Source organism: Rhizobium sp. Root708 (assembly GCF_001429725.1).
GTDB lineage: Bacteria > Pseudomonadota > Alphaproteobacteria > Rhizobiales > Rhizobiaceae > Rhizobium.
The window spans coordinates 24,184-45,255 of record NZ_LMHV01000001.1; the positions used below are offsets into that span (position 1 = coordinate 24,184).

At 60.8% G+C, this 21,072-nt stretch carries 27 protein-coding genes and 1 tRNA gene; 15 read left to right on the forward strand and 13 right to left on the reverse strand.

Annotated features, from left to right (window positions below):
* Positions 1-18 precede the first annotated feature (18 nt).
* Entirely contained in the window at positions 19-1,194 is a 1,176-nt protein-coding gene (gene dxr / locus ASE04_RS00080) for a 1-deoxy-D-xylulose-5-phosphate reductoisomerase (RefSeq protein ID WP_056810034.1), read from the reverse strand.
* Positions 1,195-1,320: 126 nt separating this feature from the next.
* On the opposite strand from dxr, the gene ASE04_RS00085 reads away from it, so the two are divergent.
* Positions 1,321-1,587: a BON domain-containing protein gene (locus ASE04_RS00085; RefSeq protein WP_056810037.1), complete on the forward strand. Its 267-nt coding sequence runs from the start codon at positions 1,321-1,323 to the stop codon at positions 1,585-1,587.
* Positions 1,588-1,617: 30 nt separating this feature from the next.
* Here ASE04_RS00085 and ASE04_RS31095 read toward each other — a convergent pair whose 3' ends face one another.
* Positions 1,618-1,770 (reverse strand): hypothetical protein, encoded by a 153-nt coding sequence (locus ASE04_RS31095; RefSeq protein WP_200960664.1) that lies wholly within the window; start codon positions 1,768-1,770, stop codon positions 1,618-1,620.
* Positions 1,771-1,934: 164 nt separating this feature from the next.
* Positions 1,935-2,453, reverse strand: coding sequence for a DUF992 domain-containing protein (locus ASE04_RS00090; RefSeq protein WP_056810041.1), 519 nt, complete (start codon positions 2,451-2,453; stop codon positions 1,935-1,937).
* Between the two features lie 338 nt (positions 2,454-2,791).
* On the opposite strand from ASE04_RS00090, the gene msrB reads away from it, so the two are divergent.
* Positions 2,792-3,241, forward strand: a complete 450-nt coding sequence (gene msrB / locus ASE04_RS00095) for a peptide-methionine (R)-S-oxide reductase MsrB (protein ID WP_056810043.1) — start codon at positions 2,792-2,794, stop codon at positions 3,239-3,241.
* The gene (msrA, locus tag ASE04_RS00100) at positions 3,238-3,756 is read left to right on the forward strand and encodes a peptide-methionine (S)-S-oxide reductase MsrA (RefSeq protein WP_056810046.1); all 519 of its coding nucleotides are present in this window, start codon (positions 3,238-3,240) and stop codon (positions 3,754-3,756) included. Before msrB ends, msrA begins: the two co-directional genes overlap by 4 nt.
* A 78-nt stretch (positions 3,757-3,834) precedes the next feature.
* Here msrA and ASE04_RS00105 read toward each other — a convergent pair whose 3' ends face one another.
* Entirely contained in the window at positions 3,835-4,731 is an 897-nt protein-coding gene (locus tag ASE04_RS00105) for a LysR family transcriptional regulator (protein ID WP_056810049.1), read from the reverse strand.
* Positions 4,732-4,844: 113 nt separating this feature from the next.
* Here ASE04_RS00105 and ASE04_RS00110 point away from each other — a divergent pair, with 113 nt between their 5' ends.
* The 4 genes from ASE04_RS00110 to ASE04_RS00125 all read left to right on the forward strand — a co-directional run bounded on the left by ASE04_RS00110 (position 4,845) and on the right by ASE04_RS00125 (position 6,881).
* Positions 4,845-5,558: an SDR family oxidoreductase gene (locus tag ASE04_RS00110; RefSeq protein WP_056811230.1), complete on the forward strand. Its 714-nt coding sequence runs from the start codon at positions 4,845-4,847 to the stop codon at positions 5,556-5,558.
* 4 nt (positions 5,559-5,562) lie between these two features.
* Positions 5,563-5,931, forward strand: coding sequence for a VOC family protein (locus ASE04_RS00115; protein WP_056810052.1), 369 nt, complete (start codon positions 5,563-5,565; stop codon positions 5,929-5,931).
* 35 nt (positions 5,932-5,966) lie between these two features.
* Entirely contained in the window at positions 5,967-6,185 is a 219-nt protein-coding gene (locus ASE04_RS00120; protein WP_244490307.1) for a hypothetical protein, read from the forward strand.
* 135 nt (positions 6,186-6,320) lie between these two features.
* Positions 6,321-6,881 carry a DsbA family protein gene (locus ASE04_RS00125; RefSeq protein ID WP_056811238.1) on the forward strand — a complete coding sequence of 187 codons (561 nt, stop codon included), beginning with the start codon at positions 6,321-6,323 and terminating at the stop codon, positions 6,879-6,881.
* 54 nt (positions 6,882-6,935) lie between these two features.
* Here the strand turns inward: ASE04_RS00125 and ASE04_RS00130 are convergent, their stop codons facing one another.
* The 3 genes from ASE04_RS00130 to ASE04_RS00140 form a co-directional block, all read right to left on the reverse strand.
* Positions 6,936-7,151 carry a hypothetical protein gene (locus tag ASE04_RS00130; RefSeq protein WP_056810055.1) on the reverse strand — a complete coding sequence of 72 codons (216 nt, stop codon included), beginning with the start codon at positions 7,149-7,151 and terminating at the stop codon, positions 6,936-6,938.
* A gap of 258 nt (positions 7,152-7,409) precedes the next feature.
* A tRNA-Arg gene (locus tag ASE04_RS00135) sits at positions 7,410-7,486 on the reverse strand.
* Between the two features lie 71 nt (positions 7,487-7,557).
* On the reverse strand, positions 7,558-8,721 hold the full coding sequence (locus tag ASE04_RS00140; RefSeq protein ID WP_056810059.1) for a M20 aminoacylase family protein: 1,164 nt from the start codon (positions 8,719-8,721) through the stop codon (positions 7,558-7,560).
* 148 nt (positions 8,722-8,869) lie between these two features.
* On the opposite strand from ASE04_RS00140, the gene ASE04_RS00145 reads away from it, so the two are divergent.
* Positions 8,870-9,994: a D-alanyl-D-alanine carboxypeptidase family protein gene (locus tag ASE04_RS00145; protein ID WP_056810062.1), complete on the forward strand. Its 1,125-nt coding sequence runs from the start codon at positions 8,870-8,872 to the stop codon at positions 9,992-9,994.
* 12 nt (positions 9,995-10,006) lie between these two features.
* Entirely contained in the window at positions 10,007-11,158 is a 1,152-nt protein-coding gene (locus tag ASE04_RS00150) for a CobW family GTP-binding protein (protein ID WP_056810065.1), read from the forward strand.
* Between the two features lie 2 nt (positions 11,159-11,160).
* Here ASE04_RS00150 and ASE04_RS00155 read toward each other — a convergent pair whose 3' ends face one another.
* The 5 genes from ASE04_RS00155 to ASE04_RS31100 all read right to left on the reverse strand — a co-directional run bounded on the left by ASE04_RS00155 (position 11,161) and on the right by ASE04_RS31100 (position 14,983).
* Positions 11,161-11,388 (reverse strand): sulfurtransferase TusA family protein, encoded by a 228-nt coding sequence (locus ASE04_RS00155; protein ID WP_056810068.1) that lies wholly within the window; start codon positions 11,386-11,388, stop codon positions 11,161-11,163.
* Positions 11,388-12,644, reverse strand: a complete 1,257-nt coding sequence (locus ASE04_RS00160) for a L,D-transpeptidase family protein (RefSeq protein WP_056810072.1) — start codon at positions 12,642-12,644, stop codon at positions 11,388-11,390. Before ASE04_RS00160 ends, ASE04_RS00155 begins: the two co-directional genes overlap by 1 nt.
* A gap of 187 nt (positions 12,645-12,831) precedes the next feature.
* Entirely contained in the window at positions 12,832-13,785 is a 954-nt protein-coding gene (locus tag ASE04_RS00165; RefSeq protein WP_056810075.1) for an acetyl-CoA carboxylase carboxyltransferase subunit alpha, read from the reverse strand.
* Between the two features lie 63 nt (positions 13,786-13,848).
* Positions 13,849-14,802, reverse strand: a complete 954-nt coding sequence (xerD, locus tag ASE04_RS00170) for a site-specific tyrosine recombinase XerD (RefSeq protein ID WP_056810079.1) — start codon at positions 14,800-14,802, stop codon at positions 13,849-13,851.
* A 4-nt stretch (positions 14,803-14,806) separates the two neighbouring features.
* Complete coding sequence (locus ASE04_RS31100) at positions 14,807-14,983, reverse strand: hypothetical protein (protein ID WP_200960665.1); 177 nt, start codon at positions 14,981-14,983, stop codon at positions 14,807-14,809.
* 146 nt (positions 14,984-15,129) lie between these two features.
* On the opposite strand from ASE04_RS31100, the gene ASE04_RS00175 reads away from it, so the two are divergent.
* The 4 genes from ASE04_RS00175 to ASE04_RS00190 all read left to right on the forward strand — a co-directional run bounded on the left by ASE04_RS00175 (position 15,130) and on the right by ASE04_RS00190 (position 18,701).
* On the forward strand, positions 15,130-15,717 hold the full coding sequence (locus tag ASE04_RS00175) for a shikimate kinase (RefSeq protein ID WP_056810084.1): 588 nt from the start codon (positions 15,130-15,132) through the stop codon (positions 15,715-15,717).
* Positions 15,717-16,847 (forward strand): 3-dehydroquinate synthase, encoded by a 1,131-nt coding sequence (aroB, locus tag ASE04_RS00180; protein ID WP_056810087.1) that lies wholly within the window; start codon positions 15,717-15,719, stop codon positions 16,845-16,847. The genes ASE04_RS00175 and aroB overlap by 1 nt, the downstream gene beginning before the upstream one ends.
* Positions 16,844-18,154, forward strand: a complete 1,311-nt coding sequence (locus ASE04_RS00185) for an HlyC/CorC family transporter (protein WP_056810090.1) — start codon at positions 16,844-16,846, stop codon at positions 18,152-18,154. The genes aroB and ASE04_RS00185 overlap by 4 nt, the downstream gene beginning before the upstream one ends.
* Positions 18,155-18,221: 67 nt before the next feature.
* On the forward strand, positions 18,222-18,701 hold the full coding sequence (locus tag ASE04_RS00190) for a DUF2938 domain-containing protein (protein WP_056810093.1): 480 nt from the start codon (positions 18,222-18,224) through the stop codon (positions 18,699-18,701).
* Positions 18,702-18,765: 64 nt separating this feature from the next.
* Here the strand turns inward: ASE04_RS00190 and ASE04_RS00195 are convergent, their stop codons facing one another.
* Positions 18,766-19,047 carry a BolA family protein gene (locus ASE04_RS00195; RefSeq protein WP_056811241.1) on the reverse strand — a complete coding sequence of 94 codons (282 nt, stop codon included), beginning with the start codon at positions 19,045-19,047 and terminating at the stop codon, positions 18,766-18,768.
* Positions 19,048-19,147: 100 nt separating this feature from the next.
* Here ASE04_RS00195 and ASE04_RS00200 point away from each other — a divergent pair, with 100 nt between their 5' ends.
* Both ASE04_RS00200 and cobS read left to right on the forward strand, forming a co-directional pair.
* Entirely contained in the window at positions 19,148-19,759 is a 612-nt protein-coding gene (locus ASE04_RS00200; protein ID WP_056810096.1) for a J domain-containing protein, read from the forward strand.
* Positions 19,760-20,070: 311 nt separating this feature from the next.
* Positions 20,071-21,063: a cobaltochelatase subunit CobS gene (gene cobS, locus ASE04_RS00205; RefSeq protein WP_056810098.1), complete on the forward strand. Its 993-nt coding sequence runs from the start codon at positions 20,071-20,073 to the stop codon at positions 21,061-21,063.
* Positions 21,064-21,072 lie beyond the last annotated feature (9 nt).

A 21,072-nucleotide genomic window follows, 5' to 3' on the forward strand; every position in this document is an offset into this window, starting at 1 on the left:
CGACAGAAAGATCGTTGCTTAGTTTATGAGCTCGGCAGCCCGCTGCCGGGCTTCTTTGTCGACTGCGAAGACGTCATCCATGGTGGACGCCGGCGGCAAGCCGGCAAGCTGATCCATGACCGTTTCGGTGACCTCGGCCATCGACAGGAAGGATAGCCGGCCCTCGATGAAGGCCTCGAGCGCCACTTCCTTTGCAGCATTCAGCACAGCGCCCTGAACCCCATCACGGATCATTGCCAGGCGGGCAAGCCGCAATGCCGGGAAACGCTTTTCGTCAGGCGCTTCGAAGTCGAGGCGCGACAGCTTGGCAAAATCGAGCCGCTCGATCGGCAGGTTGGGACGCAGCGGATGCGCGAGCGCGTAGCCGATCGCCGTGCGCATATCGGGTGCGCCGAGCTGGGCCAGAACCGAACCGTCCGTATAGCCGACCATCGAATGAATGACCGACTGCGGATGAACGATCACTTCGATCTGATCCGGCGACAGACCGAACAGATGCTTCGCCTCGATCATCTCGAGCGCCTTGTTGAACATCGAGGCACTGTCGATCGAGATCTTCAGACCCATCGACCAGTTGGGATGGGCACGCGCGGTCTCAACCGTCACGTTCGCCATCTCTTCGATCGACGAATTTCGGAAAGGACCACCCGAGGCCGTCAGAATGATGCGTTCGACCGCGTGGCGCTGGTTCTCTTCCAGCACCTGGAAGATCGCGTTGTGCTCGCTATCGACGGGAAGCAACTTGCCGCCACCGCGACGAACGGACTCCACGAAAAGCCCGCCGGCGGAAACGAGGCACTCCTTGTTGGCAAGTGCGATATCGGCGCCCTTGCGCGCTGCGGCAAGCGTCGGCGCCAGACCCGCGGTCCCGACGATCGCAGCCATCACCCATTCGGCCTCGATATCCGCGGCCTCCATCAGACCTGTCTGACCTGCGGCGACTGCAATGCCGCTGCCTGCCAGTGCGCTCTTCAGCGCTTCATATTGGCTGTCGCTTGCCGTTACCACCAGCGCCGGCCGCAGAGCCCTAGCCTGGTCGGCCAGCAGTGCGATGTTTTCGTTACCGGTAAGCGCGGAGATCTCGAAATTCTCTGGGCCGCCAAGGTGATCGACAACGTCGATCGTGTTCCTGCCGATCGATCCCGTCGAGCCAAATATGCTGAGCCGCCTCGGCGCTTGTCTGCCCGTGATCATGCCATTTGCCAGTCGTTTCCGTTTGGTCAGGCTCTACAGGGGATTGGAAAATGCAGCAAGTGCGGATGGCATGCAACCAACCTTTAATCGGCGCGTTCCTGCAAGTGGCCAAAGGAGGACAGCGCCATGGTTTTCAAGCCGGGAACCTTTTTCGGAGAGCAGCCGGAAATCGAAGTTGAATTCAAGAACCACGCGAAACTCGAGGAAGACATCGCCAACGCGCTCGCCGTTGCCGGCGGAATAGACGCGGCGGATGTCAACGTGACTGTCGATGGCGCCGGCGTTGTGCTGAGCGGATCGGTCGGGACACAGCAGGAGATCGTTCGCGCTACAGCGGTCGCGGAAGCGCTTGCCGGAATTCATCCCGTGCGAAACGACATCGCGATCGGCTGAGCGCCATCAAGCGCAAAGCGTCATTCTCAGCTAGCCGGCGAAGCGCTCGACGAGAAATGTCGAGCCCGCAACACGGTCTGTTTTCGGCGTGGTGATCGGGCCTGCAGACTTGTAGACCGTTGCCAGAAGCAGGCCGCTTACAACGAGGTAAGCGAAAGCCAGAAGAGCCATCTTGGTACGCATGGCGAACACTCCTATTTCCTCAAAAACGCGAAAACGGAGCAAAAGTTCCTGGCAGGCGACATCGCCTCAGCGGCGGACTGGCCAGATAGAAAGCAGCAAACTCGAGTATGAGGAAAAGCCGCAAAACAGCGGCTTTTCCTCAGTCGAAGCGTTCAATACGCAGATCAGCCCGCGGGCGTGAGCGTCACTGACGTGCCGGTCGCTGCCAGATTGAGGCCGAGCTGGCCTGTCAGGCTGATCGTCTGCAGGTGAATGGAACCGGAGGTGCCGCCGACAAGGATGTTGGTCCCGATGCCTGCAGCCAAGGTCGCCTCGGCCGTGGCGCCCTGATAGAGACCGCCGAGCGAACCGCGATGATATCCTGATGTCGGCGCGAAGACCGCCCAAACGAGTCGGCCGCGCGTGGTGAAGCCGATGTCGACACCCAGCTTGCGGATTTCACCCGTGTAGCGATCCTGTCCCTCTGAGCTTGAGGTCGGCGTGAAAACGCAATCGATGGTCTTGGAAGATCCAAGAATATAGCCGACGCCGCCGCCGATATCGCAGGTCAGCATCCCTATCTTGACGCCGCCACTGACATCGGGCTCTCGATACGTGGTCACCATATCGGCTGCCATAACGCCCGTGGCCAGAGTCTGCGCCACAGATGCTGCAGCAAGGATCGTTGCGATTTTCTTTTTCATGGTCGTCTCCTTGTCGTCTGCTGGGAACATAGTGCCTTGTTATAATTTACCAAGCCCAGCGCGTTGATCCGAATCAAAGTGACGAAACAAGTGGTATGCGATTACGCCAAAAGGTGGACCGTTCCGGCACAGGATGGCGCCTTTGATGGTCCGGAGATCGGCGTTCCACAACAAGCGATACCGCCAGCCCCACCCCTGACAATCATCCGCGGCTGTTCCTATATAAACGCCAACGATCTGCCGCCGGTCGAACGCCTTCCCATTCTCGTCCGAGAATACCGGGTGCAGCGCTTTCCGGCTCGCCGTGGCGGTGGTAGGTCCGTAACAGGAGAAACAATATGCAGCCTTACAGCAAGAGCGCCGAAGCAATCTCGAAGCTGTCGCCTGAGCAGTACCGCGTTACGCAGCAGGCAGGTACGGAGCGGCCCGGCACCGGCGAATACCTTAACAACAAGGAGCCCGGCATCTATGTCGATATTGTCTCCGGCGAACCGCTGTTCGCCTCGGCGGACAAGTACGAATCCGGATGTGGTTGGCCAAGCTTCACGAAGCCCATCGAAGGGCCCAATGTGAAGGAACTGCAAGACGCATCACACGGGATGGTTCGAACCGAGGTGCGCTCGCTTCACGGCGACAGCCATCTCGGCCACGTATTTCCCGACGGCCCGCTCGATCGTGGCGGATTGCGCTATTGCATCAATTCGGCGTCCCTCCGCTTCGTCCATCGTGACCAGATGGAAACGGAAGGGTATGGAGCCTATATCGATCAGGTGGAGGACGTTCAATGACGACGGAACGCGCAGTACTCGCAGGTGGTTGCTTCTGGGGCATGCAGGATCTCATTCGCCGCTTCGACGGCGTCATCTCGACCCGCGTCGGCTATTCCGGCGGCGAGGTGCCGAATGCGACCTATCGCAACCACGGAAACCATGCCGAAGCGATCGAGATTATCTTCGATCCGGCCAAGACCAGTTTCCGGGACCTTCTCGAGTTCTTCTTCCAGATCCACGATCCGTCCACGATCGACCGGCAGGGCAACGACCGCGGCGCCAGCTATCGCTCCGCGATCTTCTACACCAGCCCGGAACAGAAGCAGGTGGCCGAGGACACCATCGCTGATGTCGACGCATCCGGTCTGTGGCCGGGCAAGGTCGTCACCGAAGTGACCCCGGTGAGCGATTTCTGGGAGGCCGAGCCTGAGCATCAGGACTACCTCGAGCGCATCCCGAATGGCTACACCTGCCACTTCGCGCGCCCCGGCTGGAAGCTGCCCAAGCGGCAGGTCGATCGCCAGGCGTCCTGAGAGAAGCCAGTAGGTGTTGCTGAAACGGCAGCGACACGCACAAGCGAGGCGGGCGAAAGTCCGCCTTTTCTTTTGCGCCTAGCCGAGCAGATCGCCACCGATATCCTTCAGTCGCACGGCAAGAAAATCCACGCAGAGGCGAACCTTCGCTGCCGTAAGCCGATTGTGCGGAAACACTGCATGGATCGGCGCCGCCGGCAACAGTACGTCGGGAAGCACCACCTCTAGCTGACCGGACCGGATGTCGTCACGAACATCCCAGATCGATTTCAGTATCAACCCGGCGCCTCCAAGCGCCCATCGATGTGCGAGCTCGCCGTTATTGGTGGTCAGCACGCCTTTGACGTTGACGCTTCGGCCATCGGCAAAGATCCAGTGGGTGTTCGGCGGATCGCCGAAGGTAATCGCGGCATGGCCGGCCAGGTCCTCCAGCGTTTCCGGTCGCCCATGGCGGGCGAGATAGGACGGCGAAGCGCAAATGACACGCCGGTTCGGCGCCAGCTGCCGCGCGATCAAACTTGAATCGGCAAGCGCCCCGAAACGGATCGCAAGATCGTAGCCGCGCTCGACGATATTGGCGACGCCATCATCGGTATCGAGATGGACATGCAGTCCCGGGTGCTGCGCCTGGAATTCCTGAAGCAAGGGCGCCAGCCATCGACACCCGAATGCAAAGGTCGACGTGACCCTGAGAAGCCCAAGCGCGGTATCCCTGCCGCTCGTCACCTCGGTCTCGGCATCGTCGATCTCCGCTAGAATGCGGACACAACGGGCATGAAAACGCATCCCTTCTTCCGTCAGCGTCAGCGATCTCGTCGTCCTGTTGAAGAGCCGGACGCCTAGGCGCGCCTCCAGTCGTGTCAGCTTGCGACTGACGACCGTCAGCGAAAGCCGCAGCTCGCGCGCCGCCGCCGACAGACTGCCGGCTTGGGCCACGCGAACGAATACCAGCATATCCAGAAGATTGTCGCTCATATTATTGCTGTTACAGCAATAGATAGTGGCCAACAATGCCCATTCTTGCCGAAGAGGCGATAGGCTATCTTGGCAAATAACGAAACATGGTCATCGAAGAAAAGGATCGTCAGATGGCATCGATTGCAGGAAAAAGGGTACTCGTCGTCGGCGGCAGCTCCGGCATTGGTTTTGCGGTTGCAGCCCAAGCGGCAGAGGCCGGTGCCGAGGTGACGATTGCCTCGCGGTCTCAGGAAAAGCTGTCGGAAGCCGCCCGTGAACTTAGCGGCAAGGTCCAGACCGCCGTGCTCGATACCGGCGACGAAGCATCGATCGAAGCGTTCTTCACTGGCGGCGCACCGTGGGATCATGTCGTGATCTCGGCAGCGCAGACCCCGAGCGGTCCGGTCCGCAAGCTGTCGCTCGAAGACGCCAGGCGCGCGATGGACAGCAAGTTCTGGGGCGCGTATCGCATCGCCCGCGCCGCCCGTTTCACCGAGCGAGGCTCGCTCACCTTCATTTCCGGCTTCCTGAGCGAACGCCCGTCGGCAAATTCCGTGCTTCAGGGTGCGATCAACGCAGCTCTCGAAGCACTCGGTCGCGGACTGGCGCTCGAACTCTCGCCAGTGCGCGTCAATACCGTATCACCCGGCCTGATCGACACGCCTCTGTGGTCGAAGATGGATGCAGGCGCCCGCCAGGCGATGTTCGAGCGCGTCGGCGCCAGTCTGCCGGCCAAGACGATCGGGCACCCTGAAGACATCGCCAATGCCGTCCTCTTCGCCATGACGACGCCGTTTGCGACCGGCTCGACCATCCGTGTCGATGGCGGCGGCGTGATCGGATGAGCCGATGGAGATCGATCACGTAACGCTACGGACCGCCGACCTCGAAGGCACGCGCACGTTTCTCGAAGCGCTGCTCGGCCTCGAGCCGGGGTTCCGGCCCGACTTCCCCTTCCCCGGTTATTGGCTCTATCGCGACAGAGATCCGATCGTTCATCTTATCCCGGGCGGCGGAAGCCCGGTCGATCGGGCGGCTGAAACGATCGACCACGTGGCATTCAGGCTGGACGGCTACGACGCATTTCGCGCCCGTCTCGACACGGCGTCGATCGCCTACTCGACAATGGATCTTCCGGAACTCGGCGAGCGTCGCCTGTTCGTTCGCACACCTGGTGGTATTCTGATCGAACTCGTCTTCCGCACCGCAATTGTTTAAAGCTGGCCTGACGCGAGTCGAAGGAGCGATGCGGCGTGGCAAAAGACAAGACGATGGCATCGCTGATACAAACGCTGGCCGAAATGCCGAAACGGGATAACAGCGCCTATCACAAGGCAATGGCCGAAGCCCGCCGCGCCTTCGAGGAAGCCGAGGCGACCCTCGGCGGCGCCGTCCGCGTCCGGATGAAGACCAAGCAGAAGCGAAATGGCGACTATGTCGTCAAATGGACATTCCGCCGCGAGGACGAATAGCCAGTCCCGCTGCTCGTGCCGGCGATCCGCAGCGTTGACGAAAAGCCGCCGGCCATGCAACCAACACAGCGTAAGACGGTTCAGTCCGGCGGGGAGCATAATCCTTGCCGGCGAAAAGCGATGGGATGGGACGGAATGCGGAAATCAGACTGGCGTGCAGATCCTCTGACCTGGGGAACCGGCGCGAAAATCTTCGAGGTCTTCCTGGAGCCGACGTGCCCTTACTCCGTCAAGACCTTCCGCAAGCTCGACGAGCTTCTGGCCGAATCAGGCGAAGATCGCATCACCATCAAGATCCGCCTGCAATCGCAGCCCTGGCACATGTTCTCCGGCGTCATTATTCGCTGCATTCTGGCGGCATCGACGCTCGAAGCCGGCAAGGAAGCGGCAAAGGCCGTCTTGACGGCCGTCGCGGATCACCGTGAGGAGTTCGAATTCACCAGCCACTGCGGCGGCCCGAACCTCGACGCAACGCCGAACGCCATCATCAAGCGGATCGAGAATTATAGCGGCCTGTCGCTCGCCGAAGCCTTCGCGATCCCCGACCTCGATCGGGAGATCAAGTGGCATAGCCGCTACGCCCGCCAGAACGGCATCCACGTCTCGCCAACCTTCATGATCGACGGCATCGTCCAGGCCGACATGAGTAGTGGCGATCCCGTCTCCGCCTGGCGCGAACGATTGCTCCCCCGCTGAGAACAGTGTCGCTGCGCCACTCACGAGCGCCGCGATCCTGCGCCCGTATGCCCGCTACGCCCCGAGAATGGCGTCGATCTCGGCGATAAGCGCGGCATAAGTCGCGATATGCCGGTGATACTCGGCCTTGATCTCCTCGGTGATATCGGTCAGCGGCCCGCCGCCCTCCTGCCGAAAATGACGCGCGTCCTTCTCATCCATGAGGCGAATTTTCTCCTCATGCTCCGAAACCCTCGTCCGATACTGTTCGCGAATGTCTGCCAGACCCATCTCAAGCTCCTGTGTTGTCTGAGGAGATATCTAGGCGCCGATCCGCAAACGGCCTCTGGCTGCGACAAAAAACTCTGCGGCGACACGGCGGGACAACGGGAGAACGCTTGAGAAGACCCAGACTGCCGCACAATTGCGCGTCGCTCACGGGTCAGCCGGAAACGACACCTGAACCGGGAAGCGGGAACGCCTGCAGGAACGCGGGGAAGGCGATCCTGCCAAATGATAGATTAACAGATTGAAAGTGTTGAGTATTACTGGTGATCCCGACGCGATTCGAACGCGTGACCCCCAGATTAGGAATCTGGTGCTCTATCCTGCTGAGCTACGGGACCAGTTAGGCGTCATGCATACAAAAGGCTTGGCCGGAAGCCAAGCCTTTTTGCAGTCTCAAGGCAAAGCAATATCAGGCGCCGAGGCGCTGCTCCGCCAGGCGAACCCAGTAGGAGATGCCGTGGCTGATTGCCTCGTCGTTGAAATCGTAGGCCGGGTTGTGCAGGCCTGCGGTATCACCGTTGCCGATGAAGATGAAAGCACCCGGACGGGCATTCAGCATGTAGGAGAAATCCTCGCCGCCCATCATCGGATCGATTTCAGGATTGACGTTGGCAGCCCCTGCGATATCGGTCGCGATCTGGATCGCGTGCCCGGTCTCCGTCGCATGGTTGTAGGTCACCGGATAATTGCGATGGAAGACGATATCGGCCTCTGCTCCATGCGCGGCAGCGAGATTGCTGACGATCTGCTTGAGGCGGGTTTCCGCCTGCGTCCTGATCTCGCCGTCGAGCGTGCGTACGGTGCCGGCAATCGTTGCATCGTTCGGAATGACGTTATGCGCGAAGCCGGCGTTGAACTTCGTGACCGAAACGACCACCGAGCGCAGCGGATTGACATTGCGGGACGCGATCATCTGGAGATTTACGACAATCTGCGCGCCGATGGCGATTGGATCGATCGTACCGTGCGGCTGGGCGGCGTGGCCCCCGCGCCCCTTGATGGTGATGGTGAATTCATCGGTCGCGGCCATGATCGCGCCCTTGCGGATGGCGAACTGGCCGACCGGAAGACCCGGCAGGTTGTGCATGCCATAGACTTCCTGGATGCCGAAGCGCTCCATCATGCCGTCCTGAACCATCAGGTTGCCGCCGCCGCCGCCTTCTTCGGCAGGCTGGAAGATAACCGCGACATTGCCGTTGAAATTGCGTGTTTCCGCCAGGTATTTGGCGGCGCCGAGCAACATGGCCGTGTGGCCGTCATGACCACAGGCGTGCATCTTGCCGGCGGTCGTCGAAGCCCAGGGCTTGCCCGATATTTCCGTCAGCGGCAGCGCATCCATATCGGCGCGCAGGCCGATCGCGCGCGTGCCCTCGCCCTTGCCTCTGATCAGGCCGACCACGCCGGTGCGTCCGATCCCGGTGACGATCTCGTCCACGCCGAATTCCTTCAGCTTCTCGGCAACGAAGGCGGCGGTGTTTTCCACAGCGAAGAGAAGCTCCGGCCGCTCGTGGATGTGCCGGCGCCATTCGGTCACTTCGCCCTGAAGCTCGGCGGCTCTGTTCAAAATCGGCATTCGCGTTTTCCTTGATGCAAATCGAAGAGGACGGCGTCGGAGACACGATGCCGCGGAAATAAGTTAGTCAATGGCCTTTGCCATGTCATGGCCATATACGTTAAATAGGGGAAACTTTCGAGACTCCAGGACATCTTAAGGACGAACCGTGTCGACTCGCCAGAATCGTTTGCTTGCCGCCCTGCGGCCGCTTTCAATCGCAGCTTCAGCAGCCGCCATTGCTTTTTCCGCCGCTTCCCAGGCGTACGCAAACCCGCATATCCTGGTGGATGTCCAGTCGGGCCGCGTGCTTGAGCATGAGGAAGCCTTCCGCAAGTGGTATCCGGCATCGCTGACCAAGCTGATGACGGTCTACACGGTGTTCGACGCCGTGCGCTCCGGCCAGATCAGTCTCGACACGCCTGTCGTGATGAGCAAGCGCGCCGCCGCGCAGCCGCCGGCGAAGATGTATTTCAAGCCCGGCCAGAAGCTGACGCTCGACAGCGCGCTGAAGATCCTGATGGTCAAGTCCGCCAATGACATTGCGGTTGCCGTTGCCGAAGCTGTCGGCGGCACGCAGGAAGCCTTTGTCCTCAAGATGAATGCCGAAGCGATAAAGCTCGGCATGACGGATTCACATTTCGTCAATCCGAACGGCCTGCCCGGCAAGGGCCAGTACACGACGGCGCGCGATCTCGCGATCCTGTCGGTGGCGCTGCGCCGCGAGTTTCCGCAATATGCCGGCTATTTCTCGCTCGAGGGCATCACCACCGGTACCAAAAATGTACCGAGCATCAATATGCTGATTGGCCGCTTTGCAGGCGCCGATGGCATGAAGACCGGGTTCATCTGCGCATCAGGCTTCAACCAGATCGGCTCGGCGACGCGCAGCGGCCGCACGCTGGTGTCTGTCGTGCTCGGCACGGATAGCCTGGCGGCACGCGCCGACGCATCCGCCGATCTGCTGCAGAAGGGCTTCACGACGCAATTTCCAGGCGGCGATACCCTGGGCTCCCTGAAGCCCTACGGACCCGGCCAGGATCAGGTTACCGACATCACCGCCGATATCTGCAGCGCCAAGGGCGCAAAGGTGCGCAGCGAGACGCGCGACGAAGTCGGCCGGATGAAGGTCCACTCGCCCTATATCCAGGAAATGGACCACGAGCCGAATTTTTCCTTCGCTGGCCTCATCCCCGGGCAGAACGAACCGCAGCCTGACAAGCTGGCAACCGCCGACAACGGCGGCGCGATCGGCAACATACCGGTTCCCCTGCCGCGCCCGACCTCCTTCTAAGGTCACATTGACATGAGCGTTTCTTCGGGCCGGGTACCGGTCACCATCCTCACCGGCTTCCTCGGCACCGGCAAGTCGACCTTGCTCAATCGCATCCTCAAGGATCCGGCGATGAGGGACGCCGCCGTGATCATCAACGAGTTCGGCGACGTCGGCATCGACCACCTACTCGTTGAAAGCTCGGGCGATGCGATCATCGAGCTGTCGGACGGCTGCCTGTGCTGCACCGTTCGCGGCGAACTGGTGGATACGCTCGCCAACCTCATGGATGCTGTTCAGACCGGCCGGGTAAAGCCCGTTCGTCGAGTCGTGATCGAGACGACGGGCCTTGCCGATCCGGCACCCGTGATGCAGGCAATCATGGGCAATCCCATCATTGCCCAGAGTTTCGAACTCGATGGTATCGTCACCGTCGTCGATGCCGTGAATGGTGCGCAGACGCTCGACAATCACGAGGAAGCCGTCAAGCAGGCAGCCGTCGCCGACCGGCTGGTGATTTCGAAAAGGGCGATGGCACAGCCGGACGTTCTGGCCGATCTGGAGGCGCAGCTACGCGCGCTCAATCCCCGCGCCGCGATGATGGACGCGGACGAGGCAGAAACCGGCACCGCCGCCACTCTCGTGAACGGGCTCTATGACCCCGAGACCAAGATCGCGGACGTCGGCCGTTGGCTGCGCGATGAAGATGCACACGACGAGCATCATCATCACCACCATCACCACGGTCATGATCACGGCCACCATCACGCTCATGAGGGGCAGGACCCGCACGACATCAACCGCCACGATGGCTCGATCCGCTCATTTTCGATCGTCGAGGACAAGCCGATCGATCCGATGGCGCTCGACATGTTCATCGATCTGCTGCGCTCGGCGCATGGCGAGAAGCTCTTGCGGATGAAAGCGATCGTCGCGATGTCGGACAGGCCGGAACGGCCACTCGTCCTGCATGGCGTGCAGAACATTTTCCACACGCCGACGCGGCTCCCCGCCTGGCCGGACCCGAACGACCGGCGCACCCGCATGGTGCTGATTACCAAGGATCTGCCGGAGAGCTTCGTCAAGAACCTGTTCGATGCATTTCTCGGCAAGCCGCGCATCGATACTCCGGACCGGGCAGCGCTGAACGACAACCCGCTCGCCATTCCCGGGCTGAGGATCTGACTCTATCGCTTCTGGATCAGGAACCGATGACCGGTTTCGGTCTTTTCGGTCTCCAGCAGCGTGTGCCCGTCTTCATTGCAGAAATGCGGAATATCGATCCCTGCCAGTGGATCGGTGGTCTCGACGAGCACCAGCGCGCCAGACGGCAGCGACGATAGCTTGCGCCTGGTCCTGAGAACCGGCAGCGGACATTTCAGCCCACGCAAATCATAGGAAATGGCAGACGCCATCAGTCCTTCGACCAGAACTTCCAGAAGGGCTTCTTCGACGCGACCTCGATCGATTCGGGTTGCTCGACCGGCGCAAACGCTGTCGCCATCTGGCTCTGCGGTGCCAGCGGGCTTGGCGTCGGGACCGGCACGTTGACCGGATCGGCGATCGCGACATCGGTTGACTTTACCGCTGCTGCCACCGCTGCCGGCGTGGAGGCCGGAGCTGCATTGGCGGCAAGGGTCGTCGCCGTCTTGTTGGCCATCATGCCTTCGAGATCGGCCACCTTGACCATGCGGCCAGCCTCGAGCGAGGTACCGGTCGGCGCATAGGCGAGGTCATGACCCTTGCGCTGCTTGGCAACGACGGCCTTGCGCTCAGCTTCGGTAGGATCATACCAGGCCATGCCGTCGAATTCCTTCAACGCCCTGGTATAAGCGAGATCATAGGTCTTGCCGTAGGATGCCAGCGCGGCAGTCAAGGCCGGAGGCGTCGACATCGCCGGGCACTTGCCGGCGGGATTGAAACCGCCGCCATCAGCCGTCTGCTGATTGAAGACGTATTTCTTCTCGCAGACATTCACATCCGGTGGACGCTTGGTGACTTCGAAGTTGTCGTAGCCGACCTTCAGCATGTTCCAGAATTCGATGTTCTGATTCAGGCGATGCTTCACCATGTTTTCCGCGGTCATGCGGAACGGAAATGCCTGAAGCTGCACGCTCGTCTGCCCGCCCTTGAAGGCGTCGCGCGCGAAAGCATAGATCTGCAGAACCTGCTCGTCCGTCATCGAGTAGCAACCCGACGACGAGCATGCGCCGTGGATCATCAGGTCCGTGCCGTTCCGACCGTTCACCGCGTCGTAGCGGTTCGGGAAACCGGTATTGATTGCCAGGTAATATTTGGAATTGGGGTTCAGGTTAGCGCGGCTGAGGTTATAGAAACCCTCCGGCGCTTGCCGGTCGCCCTGCTTCACCTTCGGTCCGAGACGTCCGGACCAGGCGCAAATCTTGTAGTCCGCGATCTTGTCGAAGCGATTGTCCGTCTTCGCCTTCCAGATCTCCAGCGCGCCTTCTTCCTTGAAGATGCGGATCATGATCGGCGAATTGCGGTCCATGTTCTTGGCCGACATCTCGGAAAGGATGCGAGACGGCAGCGGTTCTTCGACCTTGTTCTTGACCTTCGAAAGGTCGACCTGCGTGGTCGATTCCAATGCGTCATTGCAGCCGGCGAGTGCCAGGGCCATCAGGGAAATAGATGCAAAATGACGAATGCGCATTCAAACCAGCCCATCAACAGTATGCAGACATGCACGCGCGTGTGCGCGTCGAATCATAAGCGCCTTATAGTTTACGATCTGCTAATGCCTATGACGTTCGCCCACGCCCCCGCAAGGGTGAATGTTATTCATAACATTATTGTGGCCAAGGTTTGGCCGCAATGCACGGGGGCGGGAAGCTCGGCGCTTAGAGATTGCGTCCCATATTGAGGAATTTCTGGCGACGATCGTTGCGAAGCTGCTCGCCCGAGCGGCTGGAAAGTTCGCCGAGAGCATTGGCGATGACGTCGCCGGTTGCGGCAATCACGCTGTCCGGGTCACGGTGCGCACCGCCGAGCGGTTCGCCGATGATCCCGTCGATGATCCCGAGTGCCTTCAGATCATCGGAGGTGATCTTCATGTTGGTGGCCGCTTCCTTGGCACGGGCGGAATCGCGCCAGAGGATCGAAGCCGCACCCTCAGGCGAAATGACGCTGTAGATCGCATGCTCCAGCATGTAGACGCGGTTGCCCGTTGCGATCGCAATCGCGCCGCCGGAGCCACCTTCGCCGATGACGACGGAGATGATCGGCACCTTGAGGCCGAGGCACATTTCCGTCGAGCGGGCGATGGCTTCAGCCTGGCCGCGCTCTTCGGCGCCGACGCCCGGATAGGCGCCTGCTGTATCGACAAGCGTGATGACGGGGAGACCGAAGCGGTCAGCCATTTCCAGAACGCGGATCGCCTTGCGATAGCCTTCCGGCCGGGCGCTGCCGAAATTGTGCTTCAGGCGGCTCTTCGTGTCGTTGCCCTTTTCCTGGCCGAGAACGGCGACGGGCTGGCCGCGAAAGCGGGCAAGCCCTGCCTGGATCGCAGCATCCTCGGAAAACTTGCGGTCGCCGGCAAGCGGCGTGAATTCCTGAAACAGGGTCTTGGCGTAATCGACGAAATGCGGTCGCTGCGGATGCCGCGCGACCTGCGTCTTCTGCCAGGCGTTGAGCTTCGAATAGATGTCGACCATCGCTTCGCGAACGCGAACTTCGAGCCTTCCGATTTCATCGGACGTGTCGATGCTCTCGTCTTCCGTGGCGAGCTTCTTCAGTTCGATGATCTTGCCTTCGAGGTCGGAGATCGGCTTTTCGAAGTCGAGATAGTTGTGCATGAGGTGCGTTTCCGTTCCTTGTGCCGGGGCGAGTTTCTACAATCTCACCCTTTGTTGCCGGTCCTATTCCTGCTTTTTGGCCTGTTTGGCAAGGGGGTGGTGCGTTTGGACCAGTTGTTGAAGCCGTTCCTCCAACACATGCGTATAAATTTGCGTTGTTGAAATGTCTGAGTGTCCGAGCAATTCCTGTACGACGCGAAGATCCGCGCCGTTGGCGAGAAGATGGCTTGCAAATGCATGCCGCATCACGTGCGGCGAGATCATAGATGGGGTGAGACCTGCCCTGATCGCAAGGTTTTTCAAGTCACGCGCGAAAACCTGACGCGGCAGATAGCCTTCCTTCGACGCTGCCGGGAATAGCCACGGACTTTCCTGCGGCACCTTTGCCGCGGCGTTCTCCGCAGCCAGCATCCGCCCATAGAGCTTCAGCGTCGCGATCGCCGATTGCGACAGCGGCACCAGCCGCTCCTTGTTGCCCTTGCCGCGGATCATCAGGAAGCGCCCGTCCTGATCAAGCACGCGCACGGGAAGCGTTACGAGCTCGCTGACACGCATGCCGGTCGCGTAGAGCAGTTCGAGAAGCGCCAGCATCCGAAGTCGCTGCAATTGGCCCGGCGCCGGATCCTGCGCTTCGGTCTCCGCCTGCTCAAGCAACCGGCCGACCTCGTCGACCCCCATCGTCTTCGGCAGCGCCCGGCCCTTCTTCGGCGCATCGAGAACGCCGGTCGGATCGTCGGTACGCAGCCCTTCGGCATAGAGGAACTTGTAGAACTGGCGCATCGCCGCCAGACGCCGTGCCTGCGAGGACGGTTTGAACCCTTGCCCGGCAAGCGAAGAGAGATAGGCGGATAGATCCGCCGACACCGCCTCCAGCAGACGCACGCCCCTGCCGCTCAGAAAGCTGTGCAGATCGTCCAGATCGTGCTCATAGGAAGAGAGCGTATTGGCCGCAGCGCCGCGCTCGGCACTCATCATTTCCAGAAAGGCTTCGACGTGAACCCAGCCGAGATCCTTCATCGGCTCACTTCTTGGACGGGTTTATGGCGCCGGTCGCCGGAGGATTGATCCGCTCGGAGGGAATGCGGATCGTCACGTCGCGTTCCTGCGGCTCGACGAACACAACGAGTGCCCACATCGCTCCGTATATCGCGCCAGCGATGACCGCCAAGACGGCGAGAAAACGGAACAGACTCGGCATTCAGCAACTCCATGGATCTGCTTCTTTATGAAGAAGCATGTTTGCAAGTGCAAGAAGACGCTTTTGAACCACGTTTCCCTTGCCCGCGACTTGACGCTACACCTGCATTTGTCGATACCGTTCGCAAACAAAGTGTGAATGGACCAATGAGCGACCCAGTTCTGATCGTTGCCGAAAGCTTGAAAGACAGAGCTCGTGCTGCGCTCGGTTCTCGCAACCTGATCCTGGTCGGATTGATGGGTGCCGGCAAATCTTCCGTCGGTCGGATCGTCGCCCAGCAGCTGGGCATCCCTTTCGTTGATAGCGACGCCGAGATCGAGAAGGTCTCCCGCATGTCGATCACCGAACTCTTCGCGGCTTACGGCGAAGAAGAGTTCCGTGCGCTCGAAACCCGCGTCATGAAGCGCTTGTTGAAGAACGGCCCCCGCGTCGTCTCCACCGGCGGCGGCGCCTTCATCAACGACAGGACGCGCAAGCACATCAAGAAGGGCGGCGTCTCCATCTGGCTGAAGGCGGAGCTCGAAGTTCTCTGGGAGCGGGTCAACAAGCGCGATACACGGCCGTTGCTGAAGACCGAGAACCCCAGGCAGACCCTCGAAAATCTCATGAACGCGCGTTATCCGATCTACGAGCTCGCCGACCTCACCGTGCTGTCGCGCGATGTTCGCAAGGAGCTGATGGCCGACGAGGTCCTCAAAGCCGTGATCGATTCCAGAACCGAAAGTGCAGCCTGATGAATGCGATTGCCTCCGCCTCCGAACGCAAGGTTCATGTGCCGCTCGGCGACCGCGCCTACGACATCCTGATCGGGCCGGGGCTGATTGCGCGCGCCGGCGCCGAGATCGCAGCGCGCCTCAAGGGCCGCAAGGCAGCCATCATTACCGATGAGAACGTCGCCCCGCTCTATCTCGAGGCGCTGGTTCACAGCCTGGAAGCAGCGGGCATCGCCTCCGCAACCCTGGTGTTGCCGGCCGGCGAAAAGACCAAGAGCTTCGAGCCCCTGATGACCGTTTGCGACAAGGTCCTCGAAGCAAGGATCGAGCGCAACGATTATGTCATCGCATTGGGCGGCGGCGTTATTGGCGACCTCTCCGGCTTTGCGGCCGGTATCGTCAGGCGTGGCGTCCGTTTCGTGCAGGTGCCGACCTCGCTGCTGTCGCAGGTCGACTCCTCGGTCGGCGGCAAGACGGGCATCAACAGCCGCCACGGCAAGAACCTGATCGGCGTTTTCCACCAGCCGGACCTCGTGCTCGCCGATACCGATGTCCTGAATTCACTGAGCGCTCGCGAGTTTCGCGCCGGCTATGCCGAAGTCGCGAAATACGGCCTGATCGACAAGCCGGATTTCTTCGCCTGGCTGGAAGCCAACTGGAAATCGGTATTCGCGGGCGGCGGCGAACGGATCGAGGCGATCGCCGCGAGCTGCCAGGCGAAGTCGGATGTCGTCGTCGCCGATGAGCACGAGAACGGCCAGCGCGCCCTCCTCAATCTCGGCCACACCTTCGGCCACGCGCTGGAAGCGGCAACCGCCTACGACAGCGCGCGCCTGGTTCACGGCGAAGGCGTTTCGATCGGCATGGTTCTGGCGCACGAGTTTTCGGCGCGCATAAACCTTGCGAGCCCCGATGACGCTCGCCGCGTCGAGACCCACCTCAAGGCTGTCGGTCTGCCGACCCGCATTTCGGACATTCCGGGGGCGCTGCCGCCGGCCGAAGTCTTGATGGATGCAATCGCCCAGGACAAGAAGGTGAAGGGCGGCAAGCTGACCTTCATCCTCACCCGCGGCATCGGACAGTCCTTCGTCGCCAATGATGTTCCCGCCTCGGAAGTGCTGAGCTTCCTCAAGGAGAAACACCCGCAATGACCCTCGAAGGCGCGCTGGCATTTCTTTCCGCATACTGGCCGGAAATTGTCTCCATCGTGGCCCTCGTTTTGATGTCGGCGTTCTTTTCCGGTTCGGAAACGGCGCTGACAGCGGTCTCCCGCAGCCGCATCCACACGCTCGAAGCCAATGGCGAGGAGCGCGCGGGGGTCGTGCGGCAGCTGATCGAGCGCCGCGACCGACTGATCGGCGCCCTGCTGATCGGCAACAACCTTGCCAACATCCTCTCGTCTTCGCTGGCGACAAGCCTGTTCCTCGGCCTGTTCGGCAACTCGGGCGTTGCGCTCGCGACCCTCGCAATGACTGTTATCCTGGTCATTTTCGCGGAAGTGCTGCCGAAGAGCTGGGCGATTTCGACGCCGGATCGATTTGCGCTGAAAACGGCCTATGCGGTCAAGATGTTCGTCGCCGTCGTCGGCCCGCTATCGTCCTTCGTCAACGCGATCGTCCGTCGGATCCTGGCGCTCTTCGGCATCAACCTCTCACGCGAGGTCTCGATGCTTTCCGCGCATGAGGAATTGCGCGGCGCCGTCGATCTCCTGCATCGCGAAGGATCGGTCGTGAAGGCCGACCGAGACCGCCTGGGCGGCGTCCTCGATCTTGGCGAACTCGAGCTCTCCGACATCATGGTTCACCGCATGGCGATGCGGGCCATCAACGCCGACGATCCACCCGAGGCGGTCGTGCGCACCATCCTCGAAAGCCCGTTCACGCGCATGCCGCTCTGGCGTGGGACGACCGACAACATCATCGGCGTGGTGCATTCCAAGGATCTGCTGCGCGCGCTTGCCGAACGCGATGCCGAGCCCGAACAGCTCGATATCGTCAAGATCGCCCAGAAGCCGTGGTTTGTGCCGGACAGCACCAACCTCGAAGCGCAGTTGAACGCCTTCCTCCGCCGCAAGCAGCATTTCGCCGTCGTCGTCGACGAATACGGCGAGGTACAGGGCATCGTGACGCTCGAAGACATCCTCGAGGAAATCGTCGGCGACATTGCCGATGAGCACGACATCGACATACAAGGCGTGCGTCAGGAGGCGGATGGCTCGATCGTGGTCGATGGAAACGTCCCGATTCGGGACCTCAACCGCGCGCTCGACTGGCACCTGCCCGACGAGGAGGCGACGACCATCGCTGGCCTCGTCATCCACGAGTCGATGACCATCCCGGAAGAGCGGCAGGCTTTCACATTCTACGAAAAGCGCTTCATCGTCATGAAACGGGAAAAGAACCGCATAACCAAACTGCGCATCAGGCCGGTCGAAGAAAACGACGCCGTCCCGACCTGAGGCGGGCATCCTACCCACTGTCGCCACGGAGAGGAGTCCGCTGCGACATCACCATTATGGATTTGATATGTTTGATATTTTCTTGCGGGCCGTCGTTGTCGGCGTCGGGGCCACCGTCCTCATGGACATCTGGGCGATCCTCTATGCAAAAGCCACCGGCACGCCGTTGCCGAACTGGGCACCTGTCGGCCGCTGGTTCTGGCACCTGAAGAACGGCAAGGTTTTTCACGACGACATCGGCAAGGCCGCACCCTACGATCACGAACTCGCGCTCGGCTGGATCGGCCATTATGCCGTCGGCATTCTCTACGGCGTCCTGCTTGTGCTGCTCACCGGACCCGGCTGGCTGGCGCAGCCGACCTTCCTGCCGGCGTGGATCTGGTCGATTGTTACCGTCGGTGCCGGCTGGTTTCTGCTGCAGCCCGGCCTCGGCATCGGCTGGGCGGCGTCAAAGACGCCGAATCCGAACAAGGTCCGCTTCCTCAATCTGGTGGCGCACACGGTCTTCGGCTTCGGGCTCTACGCGACGGCCCTGCTGATCCGCTGAAAACATCGCCGGCCTGGCCGCATTGGAAAGTGCCGCCAGGTCACCCATATAAGGACAGCGTCCGCTACCAGCGCACCGGTTCGCCCGGGGCCGCCGGCTCAACTGCGAGCGCATGCAATCCGGCATCCAGTTCTGGCTTCAAAAGCTCCGTGATCGCGCGGTGCCTTGCCAGTCGCGGCATGCCGGCAAACATGGCGGAGACGATGCGAACCCGCATATGGGTCTCGCCGGCGCCCGTCATGTCAGGTTGATGACCTGCGTGAAGATGGCTTTCATTGATGACGCTGAGGCGCTCCGGCGCGAACGCGGCGGTCAGCTTTTCTTCGATGCGGGTCTGCAGGGTCATGGTCTCGTTGCTTTGCGAAAAAGGTTCCCACCAAGCCAGCAACATTCCCGTTTGTCAATTCTTGTTGTCGCCTCTTCGCAGGCCTAAAATTAAAGCCGCCATGAGACTCGATTCCAAATATTTCGACCGTATCCGCACCCGCCGCAAACGCGAGCAGGAACCCGAACAGGCTCCCCCTTCCTGTCAGTGGGACGGCTGCGACAAAAAAGGCGTGCATCGCGCTCCCGTCGGACGCAACGCCGAGGGGCAGTTCTTTCTGTTCTGCTTCGAGCACGTCAAGGACTACAACAAGGGCTACAACTACTTCTCCGGCCTCTCCGACGGCGAGATCGCGCGCTATCAGAAAGAAGCGATAACCGGCCATCGCCCCACCTGGACGGTCGGCGTCAACAAGTCGGCCAAGGACAGCCCGCTGCAGTCCGACATGCGCTCCGGTTCCTACCGGGTGCGCGATCCCTTCGGCTTCGTCAACGGCAGCAAGGGAAACGGCCCGCGCTTCCCCGAGCAGCGCAAGCTGAAAACCTTGGAGGCCAAGGCTTTCGACACGATGGGCCTGGAGGCCAGCGCGACCTCCTCGGAGATCAAGAGCCGGTACAAGGAACTGGTCAAGAAGCACCACCCCGACGCCAACGGCGGCGACCGTGGTTCGGAGGAACGGTTCCGCGCCGTTATCCAAGCCTATCAATTATTGAAGCAGAACGGTTTTTGTTAGTTCCTGTCCTTGCTCTTGGTCTTCAATCAGGTATGGTCCCAAACGGCTGAGGCCGCAGGCGACCGCGGCATAAGTTTCTGCGTTTGTCCCACAGGCGCCTTGGCCACTTCCGGGCGCGGCGTTTCTTGTCCGGGACTTTGTTCAAGAATGCTCGCTAGCGGTAATTTATCGCCCCCGAGGTTTCGTTTCAGTCCCGGAGAAGCATCGCCGACGTTCCGACATGAACGAGCGCAGGTTATTTTGCGGCGTCATGGTTGCGAAATGGGCTGAGACAGTATGGCCGGGTGTCGGGCACCCGCCTTGGAGACATGATGAGCAAGATTGACCTTGATATTTCGGAGATTCCGGACACCACCGTTTCGGTCAGGGAGGTCTTTGGTATCGATTCCGACATCCGCGTGCCGGCCTACAGCCAGGGCAGCGCCTATGTTCCGGACCTCGATACCGATTATCTCTTCGACCGCGAAACCACGCTCGCCATTCTTGCCGGCTTCGCCCATAACCGACGTGTGATGATCTCCGGCTATCATGGCACGGGTAAGTCCTCGCACATCGAACAGGTTGCCGCTCGTCTGAACTGGCCCTGTGTTCGTATCAACCTCGACAGCCACGTCAGCCGTATCGATCTCGTCGGCAAGGACGCGATCGTCGTCAAGGACGGCCTGCAGGTAACGGAATTCAAGGACGGCATCCTGCCGTGGGCCTACCAGCACAATGTCGCGCTCGTCTTCGACGAATATGACGCCGGCCGCCCCGACGTCATGTTCGTCATCCAGCGTGTTCTGGAATCGTCCGGCCGCCTGACGCTGCTCGACCAGAGCCGCGTCATCCGCCCTCACCCCGCCTTCCGCCTGTTTGCGACCGCAAACACCATCGGTCTCGGCGATACGACGGGCCTCTATCACGGCACGCAGCAGATCAACCAGGCGCAGATGGACCGCTGGTCGATCGTCACGACGCTGAACTACCTGCCGCACGACCATGAAGTGAACATCGTCGCCGCCAAGGTGAAGGCCTTCGGCAAGGACAAGGAAGGCCGCGACACCGTCTCCAAGATGGTCCGCGTTGCCGACTTGACGCGCGCTTCCTTCATGAACGGCGACCTGTCGACCGTCATGAGCCCGCGGACTGTCATCACCTGGGCCGAGAATGCCGAAATCTTCGGCGATCTCGCCTTCGCCTTCCGCGTCACCTTCCTCAACAAGTGCGACGAACTGGAGCGCCCGTTGGTGGCCGAGCATTACCAGCGTGCTTTCGGCGTCGAGCTGAAGGAAAGCGCTGCCAACATCGTTCTGGAGGCTTAAGGCCGACCG